The organism is Stenotrophomonas sp. 2YAF22, from assembly GCF_052114665.1.
GTDB classification, from domain to species: Bacteria; Pseudomonadota; Gammaproteobacteria; order Xanthomonadales; family Xanthomonadaceae; genus Stenotrophomonas; species Stenotrophomonas indicatrix.
Genome location: NZ_JBFRFE010000148.1, coordinates 1 through 7697, shown reverse-complemented (window position 1 = coordinate 7697; position 7697 = coordinate 1). Strand labels below are relative to the sequence as shown.

The following is a 7697-nucleotide window of genomic DNA, read 5'->3' as shown; positions in this document are numbered from 1 at the left end:
GTATCGGGCCACGCAACGGCGCTGCGGGTTTTCGCCCCGGGCGGGGCGCAGCAGACGAGCGGCGAACCGCGGGAAGGGGCCTGCTCGCCGCCAACCGTGCGCAGTGGCCCCGTCCGCGTCGAGAGGCGCGCGCGACACGTTGTCGCGGGTTCAGCGGCAGCCCGTCAGACAACGCCGACACGGCGCCGGGCTTGCCCCACAACGGTCATCCGCAGCAGTAACACTGCGTCCTGCGCATGGGCGCAGCAGGCCGCAGGCGACAGCTGGCGCAGCCCTTGCAGGCAGCCATAGCGGCCTGCAGCAGTGCTTTGTCCCGCCGGTGGACGTCCCGGGACATGCCGTGCAGACATGGGTGGCATGCCTCCATACGCCAGCGTAGCCAAGTGACGAAAGCCCTTGGTGCGCTACACTTTGCGGTCTAGAAATCTATCAACAGTCGCGCGCGTGCGTGCGGTAATGGGAGCGCTAATGAACTGGTTGAACGAGGTGCTGAACAACGACCCGAATCCTGTGGAAACCCAGGAGTGGATCGAGTCGTTGAAGGCCGTTATTGATGTCGAGGGCCCCGAGCGCGCGCATCAGCTGCTGGAAGGCATGGTGGAACTGACCCGTCGTTCGGGTGCCTATCTGCCGTTCTCTCCCACTACCGAATACGTCAACACCATCGAGCCGCAGCTGGAGGCCAAGAGCCCGGGCAACGCCGAACTGGAATGGCGCATCCGTTCGATCATCCGCTGGAACGCGATGGCCACCGTGGTGCGCGCCAACCGCAAGCCGGGTGACCTGGGCGGCCACATCGCCTCGTTCGCCTCCGGTGCAACGCTGTACGACGTGGGCTTCAACCACTTCTGGCGCGCCCCCAGCGAAAACCATCCGGGCGACCTGCTGTTCATCCAGGGCCACAGCGCCCCGGGCATCTACGCGCGTTCCTTCCTGGAAGGCCGCATCAGCGAAGAGCAGCTGGACAAGTTCCGCATGGAAGTGGACGGCGGCGGCCTGTCGTCGTACCCGCACCCGTGGCTGATGCCGGAGTACTGGCAGACCCCGACCGTGTCGATGGGCCTGGGCCCGCTGGCCGCCATCTACCAGGCGCAGTTCATGCGCTACCTGGAAAACCGTGGCCTGATCGAGAAGTCCGACCGCAAGGTGTGGTGCTTCATCGGCGACGGCGAGAGCGACGAGCCGGAAACCCTGGGTGCCATCGCGCTGGCCGGCCGTGAAGGCCTGGACAACCTGATCTTCGTGGTGAACTGCAACCTGCAGCGCCTGGACGGCCCGGTGCGCGGCAACGGCAAGATCATCCAGGAACTGGAAGGCGTGTTCCGTGGCGGCGGCTGGAATGTCATCAAGCTGCTGTGGGGCGGTTACTGGGATGCCCTGCTGGCCAAGGACACCAATGGCGTCCTGAAGAAGCTGATGATGGAAACCGTCGACGGCGAATACCAGAACTGCAAGGCCTTCGGCGGCGCGTATACGCGCGAGCATTTCTTCGGCAAGTACCCGGAAACCGCTGCGATGGTGGCCGGTCTTTCCGACGACGACATCTGGCGCCTGAACCGTGGTGGCCACGACCCGCACAAGGTGTACGCCGCCTATCACCAGGCCGTGAACACCAAGGGCATGCCGACCGTCATCCTGGCCAAGACCGTGAAGGGTTACGGCATGGGCAGCGCCGGTGAGGCACTGAACCCGACCCACCAGACCAAGAAGCTGGACGACGAAGCGGTGCGCCACTTCCGCGACCGCTTCAACATTCCGGTAACCGACGCGCAGCTGGCCGACGGCCAGGTGCCGTTCTACCACCCGGGCCCGGATTCGCCGGAAGTGCAGTACCTGCAGGAGCGCCGTGCGTCGCTGGGTGGTTACCTGCCGCAGCGCCGCCGCAAGGCCGAAAAGAGCTTCAATGCACCGAAGCTGGAAAGCTACGAGCGCCTGCTGAAGAGCAGCGGCGAGCGCAGCTACTCCACCACCATGGCCTTCGTGCAGAGCCTGAACATCACCCTGCGCGACAAGGAACTGGGCCCGCACATCGTGCCGATCGTGGCCGACGAAGCCCGTACCTTCGGTATGGAAGGCCTGTTCCGCCAGATCGGCATCTACGCGCCGTTCGGCCAGAAGTACAAGCCGGTCGACGCCGACCAGCTGATGTTCTACCGCGAAGACCAGAGCGGCCAGGTGCTGCAGCAGGGCATCAGCGAGCCGGGCGCGATCAGCTCGTGGATGGCCGCCGGTACCAGCTACTCGGTCAGCAACGTGCCGATGCTGCCGTTCTACATCTACTACTCGATGTTCGGCTTCCAGCGCGTGGGCGACATCGCCTGGCAGGCTGCCGACATGCGCACCCGCGGCTTCCTGCTGGGTGGTACCGCCGGCCGCACCACRCTGAACGGTGAAGGCCTGCAGCACGAAGATGGCTTCAGCCATCTGGTGGCCGGTGGCATTCCGAACGTGCGTAGCTACGACCCGACCTTCGGCTTCGAAGTGACGGTGATCCTGCAGCACGGCACCAAGGCGATGATGGAAGATCAGATTGACGAGTACTACTACGTCACCCTGATGAACGAGAACTACACCCACCCGGAAATGCCGGAAGGCGCGGCCGAAGGCATCGTCAAGGGCATGTACCTGCTGACCGACGCCGGCAAGCCGAAGAAGGGCGAGCTGCGCGTGCAGCTGCTGGGTTCGGGCACCATCCTGCGCGAAGCCATTGCCGCGGCCGAGCTGCTGGACAAGGACTTCGGCGTGACCGCCGACATCTGGAGCTGCCCGAGCTTCAACGAACTGCGTCGCGATGGTTTCGACGTGGAACGTGCCAACCGCCTGCATCCGGAAGGTGAGCAGCGCAAGGCGTATGTGACCGAGCTGCTGGAAGGCCGCCAGGGCCCGGCGATTGCCGCCACCGACTACGTGCGTGCGTATGCGGACCAGATCCGCGCGTTCGTGCCGATGTCGTACACCGTGCTGGGTACGGATGGGTTTGGTCGTTCGGATACGCGTGCGAACCTGCGTCGGTTCTTTGAAGTTGACCGGTACTACATCGCGCATGCCGCGATTGCGGCGCTGGCGAAGGACGGGAAGATGACCGCGAAGGATGTGGCCCGGGCGATCAAGCAGTACAAGATTGATCCGGAGAAGGCTAACCCTGTTGGGGTTTGATCTGGTCAATTAATTGACGCGAAAAAGGGCGGCCATTGGCCGCCCTTTTTTTTGCGAAGATTGTGCGGATTACCACATTGTTCCTGATAGGCTCAGCCACGACAGCGTCTATTGATCATCTACAAAAGGAGCAAGGCAATGAGGGTTGCGTCATTTTCAGCCAGTCAAGTTCATGGGTACATGGATTTTGACTTAACATTTAATCTGAATCCGACAATTCTCGTTGGTCCAAATGGAAGCGGAAAAACGACTGCTATCCGCCTAATTAAGGCATTGCTTGAGCCATCTCTGGCTGACCTGTTGGCGATTTCATTTACGGAAGCTAGCCTGCTTTTGAGTGAGGGGGCTCGTGAAGTGACTATCAGTGCGAGGAAGAGTTCGGATGCGCTAATGGTCAGCTGTTCCGATGCATCTGGCGTGCTGGAAATTTCTTCAATACTTCTCGACGAAATGGGGGTGGACGCATTTGATGCTGAGAGGCTGCGCGAGGCATCTCGAGTCTTGAGGGTTAAGTATTCTGAAAATCGCACCTTCAAAGCGATCAGCAGATTGGAGCCGCCTATGTTTCTCGGCTTGAATCGGCTTAGCGAATCCAATTTAGATGGTGAAACCAGCGTCCGGCGTTACGATAGGGTATATGGGCAGCAAAACCAGAAGTCTCGAGTGGTACGCGGCGCGCGAGATTCTTTGGGGGTCAGTATATGGGAGATGCAGTCTCTTGTTACAACTGCTTTCAAAAGAGTAAGAAGTTTAAAGGATGCGCAGTCGGAGCGGCTCAGAAAGAAACTACTTCTTACCGGATTCAAATACGAAGGTGTTGTTGGAGCAAATTCATACATGGATCCTCCAACGCTGATGCAATTATCTAGCCAAAGATCGGATATCGTAGCCGCCCTCCGAGAGATCGGTGTGGACGAGGCAGACATCAAAAGAGAGATTGATCCCTTCTTTCAGCGGGTTGCTGAGCTCTCCGATAAGGTCAGAAGAAATAACTCGCCAGGTGATGATGACTATGACGTTGAAGTAACTATTGAATGGCTTCTAAATAGGGCGGCTCTAAGACGGCTCACCGAGTTGACTGCCAGTGTTCAGGAGTTTAATGCCAAGAGCGAACAGTTTTTGAGTAGGTTTCAGTCCTTTGTTGAATGTATAAATAGATTTTTCGTTGATTCGGGTAAGTGCATTGAAGTTGACTCCGTCGGATCGCTCAAAGTATTTCGTCCGGATGAGACGGAGGTCCCCCTAGACGCTCTAAGCTCTGGTGAGCGGCAGTTGCTCGTGATGTTTGGGCATATCTATTTCAATTCATTCGGGAATAGATCAAATGCATTTGTTATCGATGAGCCCGAGTTGTCCTTACATCTGCGCTGGCAGGAGATACTGGTCGACGAGATGCTGGCGAGTAACTCGCGGGCGCAGTTCATAATCGCCACTCATTCGCCAGAGATTGTAGGGGATCTAGTGAGGAATTGCGTGGAGGTTCGCAGGTGATCGAGCGCAGTGAATCCTCCCGGTATGCGAAGCATGTTTTCTTTTCGAAATTCAACGATGTTGATATATTTATCGAAGATACCGCTATAGAGTCCAAAAAAATATATGTAGAACTCCTGACTAGGGCTCTTGGGGGAGGGATTAAGATATCGCAAGTATTTCCAATAGGCTCTAAGTCAAAGGTGATATCTAAATGCAGGGAGGATCAGGGGGAGCGTGCTCGCAAGGCGGTATATATAGTGGATGGAGATTTTGATGTCCTGTGCTCAGTGGATCATCCTGGATTCAAGAGGCTCTATAGGCTCGATAGATACTCGATAGAAAATTATTTGCTGGACGAAAATGCTCTGCTAAAAATTCTTGATGAAGAGGTTCTGGATCGAGACGAGCGTCAGATAGGTGCTCTTTTGGAATATCATTCATGGATGAGCAAGTTGGCTACATCTATTCGTCGTTTGACCGTGGCCGCGGCGGTTGGGAAGAGACGATCGTGTGGGGTTCCTGTTGTGAACTTCCCGATATCCGAAATATGTAGTACGGAATGTGGTTCGGTGGATGATGCGAAGATTGAAGCCAGAATTGATCGAATAAGACGAGGTGTCGAGGCGAGATGTGAGATGGGCGAATTTGATCGAGATTGTTGTGATATTGAGAATAACTTCCCGGCCAATGATCCGCTCTCATGGGTGCTGAGGCACACTCCTGGAAAGACTATTCTCTTTCCACTGCTCCGTCGCAGGCTTCGTCACCTTTTTAATTTCTCGCATAATGATGCTTCGTTTAGGCTTCGCCTCGCAAAGAAGGCTGACGCTCGTAGTTTGTCTGGTATAAGTGAATGCGTGGAGTAAAGTCCGATCACATCGTTAGCCTTGTTTTGCGAAGGTGGTGACTGGATTTTTCGCCGCCGGCTATCTTACAAGTTTGTGCTCTCTATATTTTCTATAAGATTTAATATTTATTATATCTTGGTGCGATATTCTGGGGGTGTAGTAAGTAGCTTTACTTCTGTGTGAGCTCTTCTGTATTATGATTACTGCAATCGTTCATGTTTATTAATGTGTCACTGGGGTCTGCCAATACGCGGCGACTTGCGCAGTCCGGATCCGCCCGATTGTCCTGGCAGTAGATGGGAATTATCCCAAGTTGTTCGCGAGCATCCAGAGCGGCGAGAAGGATTCGAAGCGCGAACGAAGGCTTGACACGGATCCATTTGAGATGGATCCAGACACAGCAAGAGAAGGCAGGAACACCCCTGCCTTCTTTGTATCGCCTCGAAGTGTGCTGGTTGCGACATCCGAAGGTACTATCCCGTCTCGGAGGCCAATAGGCCACATCAATTAGATGAGACAGGGGGAAGCAGGGATGGCGTACTGGTGGGTGAACCAGAAGCAGACGTTTGATCGAGCGGTTAAGGCTGGCTACTTGTGGTCGCCGAAGACCAACGTAAAGGGGAAAAGGAGTCCCTTCTATGAGCACATGACCCAAGTACGGCCCGGTGATGTCGTCTTTGCGTTCGCCAAAGCCAAAATCAAGGCCATCGCTATCGTCAATGGCGCGCACTACGCGAAAGATCGCCCTGAGGACTTCAAGAAGAAGGACAACGAATGGCGCAAAGACGGCTGGGCCGTTCCAGTGGACTATCAGCTGGTGGATGCGCCGCTGAAGGTGAGCGATCACATGGCGCAGATTGGGCCGCGTCTTCCTGCAAAGTACTCGCCGCTGAAGCCAAACGGCAAGGCCAATCAGGCCTACTTGTTCCCAGTCCCTGAGGCGATGGCTACCGAGCTGCTGAGGCTGCTCAATGTTGACACTGATGACCTAGGCGATTGGCAAGACGAGGCGCCGGTCAAGGAAATCAAGGAAGACAAGAACCTTGGCGAAACGGAGAAGGCCCAGCTGATCAAGGCCAGAGCGGGGCAGGGCATCTACCGAAAGAACGTCAGCGACATTGAGAAGGGCTGCCGCGTCACCGGCACGGATGATGCCAAATTCCTGATCGCTAGCCACATCAAGCCTTGGGCGAAGAGCACCAATAAGGAGCGCCTTGATGGCAGTAATGGACTGATGTTAGCTCCCCATATCGATCGACTTTTCGACCGTGGATACATCTCGTTTGAGGATGATGGGGGGCTAATTTTGAGCAAGAAGTTGCCCGATGCGGTGCGGTTGAAGTGGGATGTGGCGCAGAAGATTCCGCGCGTTGCGTTCTCCGCAGCGCAGGCCCAGTACCTGAACTACCATCGGAATTTGCTGTTGCGTAAATAGGCAAGGATCGCCGAGCGCAGGCATCCCCTTAATCGGGGATGCTCCGCCGAACACGGAAAGGTCGAAGGCCAACCACAGACTGAAATGCTCATAGCACCGGTACTTGGGCGGATCTGGATGGCGGTGGAGATAGGCTGAGGCTTCGTCCTCGGCGCGCAACCGATGAGTGCCATGCCTCCAGATCCGGTCCTGTCCGCACCTGCCAACGCTGCTCGAGCTGGACCAGATCCGGAACCTGCTCCCGGGCTTCGCCAAAAATGACCACAAGCAAATGCGTTGAGGAATTGTCCGCCAGCATTACCGGTTGGCCGTGGGCTTGAAGCTCAAAGAACCTCTGACCGTCAGTTATTGAACTCACTTCCAACCCAGCACTGCGCGACCCCGCAAACATCTCGGCCTCTTCCAGCATGAGCCCAAACTCAGCATCGGTCAGGCTGCGATAGGCCTTCAGCTCTAGTGGCGCGTTGGGCACATACCTATCCTCGATCACCAGGCCCAGCAGCACGTTCGCCACGATGGCAAATGCGAGCGGCACTCTCATCGGCGGCGTTTCAGCAGCGCAAACCAAGTGGACCGCACGCATGATTGCGTACCAGGCGGCAGGGCAGCCACTACTCCCGCACCCGCAACCGCTCAATCACCTGCGCAGTCAACCCAACACACGCCATCATCAGCCCCTCCATCACCCGGTCCCCCAGGTCCTCCTCAGGCTCACCGTTCTGCCGCGTGCGCTCCGCGGCCAACAGCACCTCCTGCACCACGCGCAGCCCGGCCAGCGCGCAGTC

At 56.9% G+C, this 7697-nt stretch carries 5 protein-coding genes; 4 read left to right on the top strand and 1 reads right to left on the bottom strand.

Annotated elements, in window-relative coordinates:
* Positions 1 to 468 precede the first annotated feature (468 nt).
* From aceE to AB4Y84_RS08145, 4 genes are all read left to right on the top strand, one after another.
* Complete coding sequence (aceE, locus tag AB4Y84_RS08160) at positions 469 to 3156, top strand: pyruvate dehydrogenase (acetyl-transferring), homodimeric type (RefSeq protein ID WP_032975588.1); 2688 nt, start codon at positions 469 to 471, stop codon at positions 3154 to 3156.
* 138 nt (positions 3157 to 3294) lie between these two features.
* Complete coding sequence (locus AB4Y84_RS08155) at positions 3295 to 4647, top strand: AAA family ATPase (RefSeq protein ID WP_442244708.1); 1353 nt, start codon at positions 3295 to 3297, stop codon at positions 4645 to 4647.
* Positions 4644 to 5495: a DUF4435 domain-containing protein gene (locus tag AB4Y84_RS08150; protein ID WP_442244709.1), complete on the top strand. Its 852-nt coding sequence runs from the start codon at positions 4644 to 4646 to the stop codon at positions 5493 to 5495. Before AB4Y84_RS08155 ends, AB4Y84_RS08150 begins: the two co-directional genes overlap by 4 nt.
* 529 nt (positions 5496 to 6024) lie before the next feature.
* Positions 6025 to 6912: an HNH endonuclease gene (locus AB4Y84_RS08145; RefSeq protein WP_442244710.1), complete on the top strand. Its 888-nt coding sequence runs from the start codon at positions 6025 to 6027 to the stop codon at positions 6910 to 6912.
* 88 nt (positions 6913 to 7000) lie between these two features.
* Here AB4Y84_RS08145 and AB4Y84_RS08140 read toward each other — a convergent pair whose 3' ends face one another.
* A complete protein-coding gene (locus tag AB4Y84_RS08140; protein ID WP_442249972.1) occupies positions 7001 to 7495 on the bottom strand; it encodes a hypothetical protein in 495 nt (164 codons plus the stop codon).
* Between the last annotated feature and the right edge of the window lie 202 nt (positions 7496 to 7697).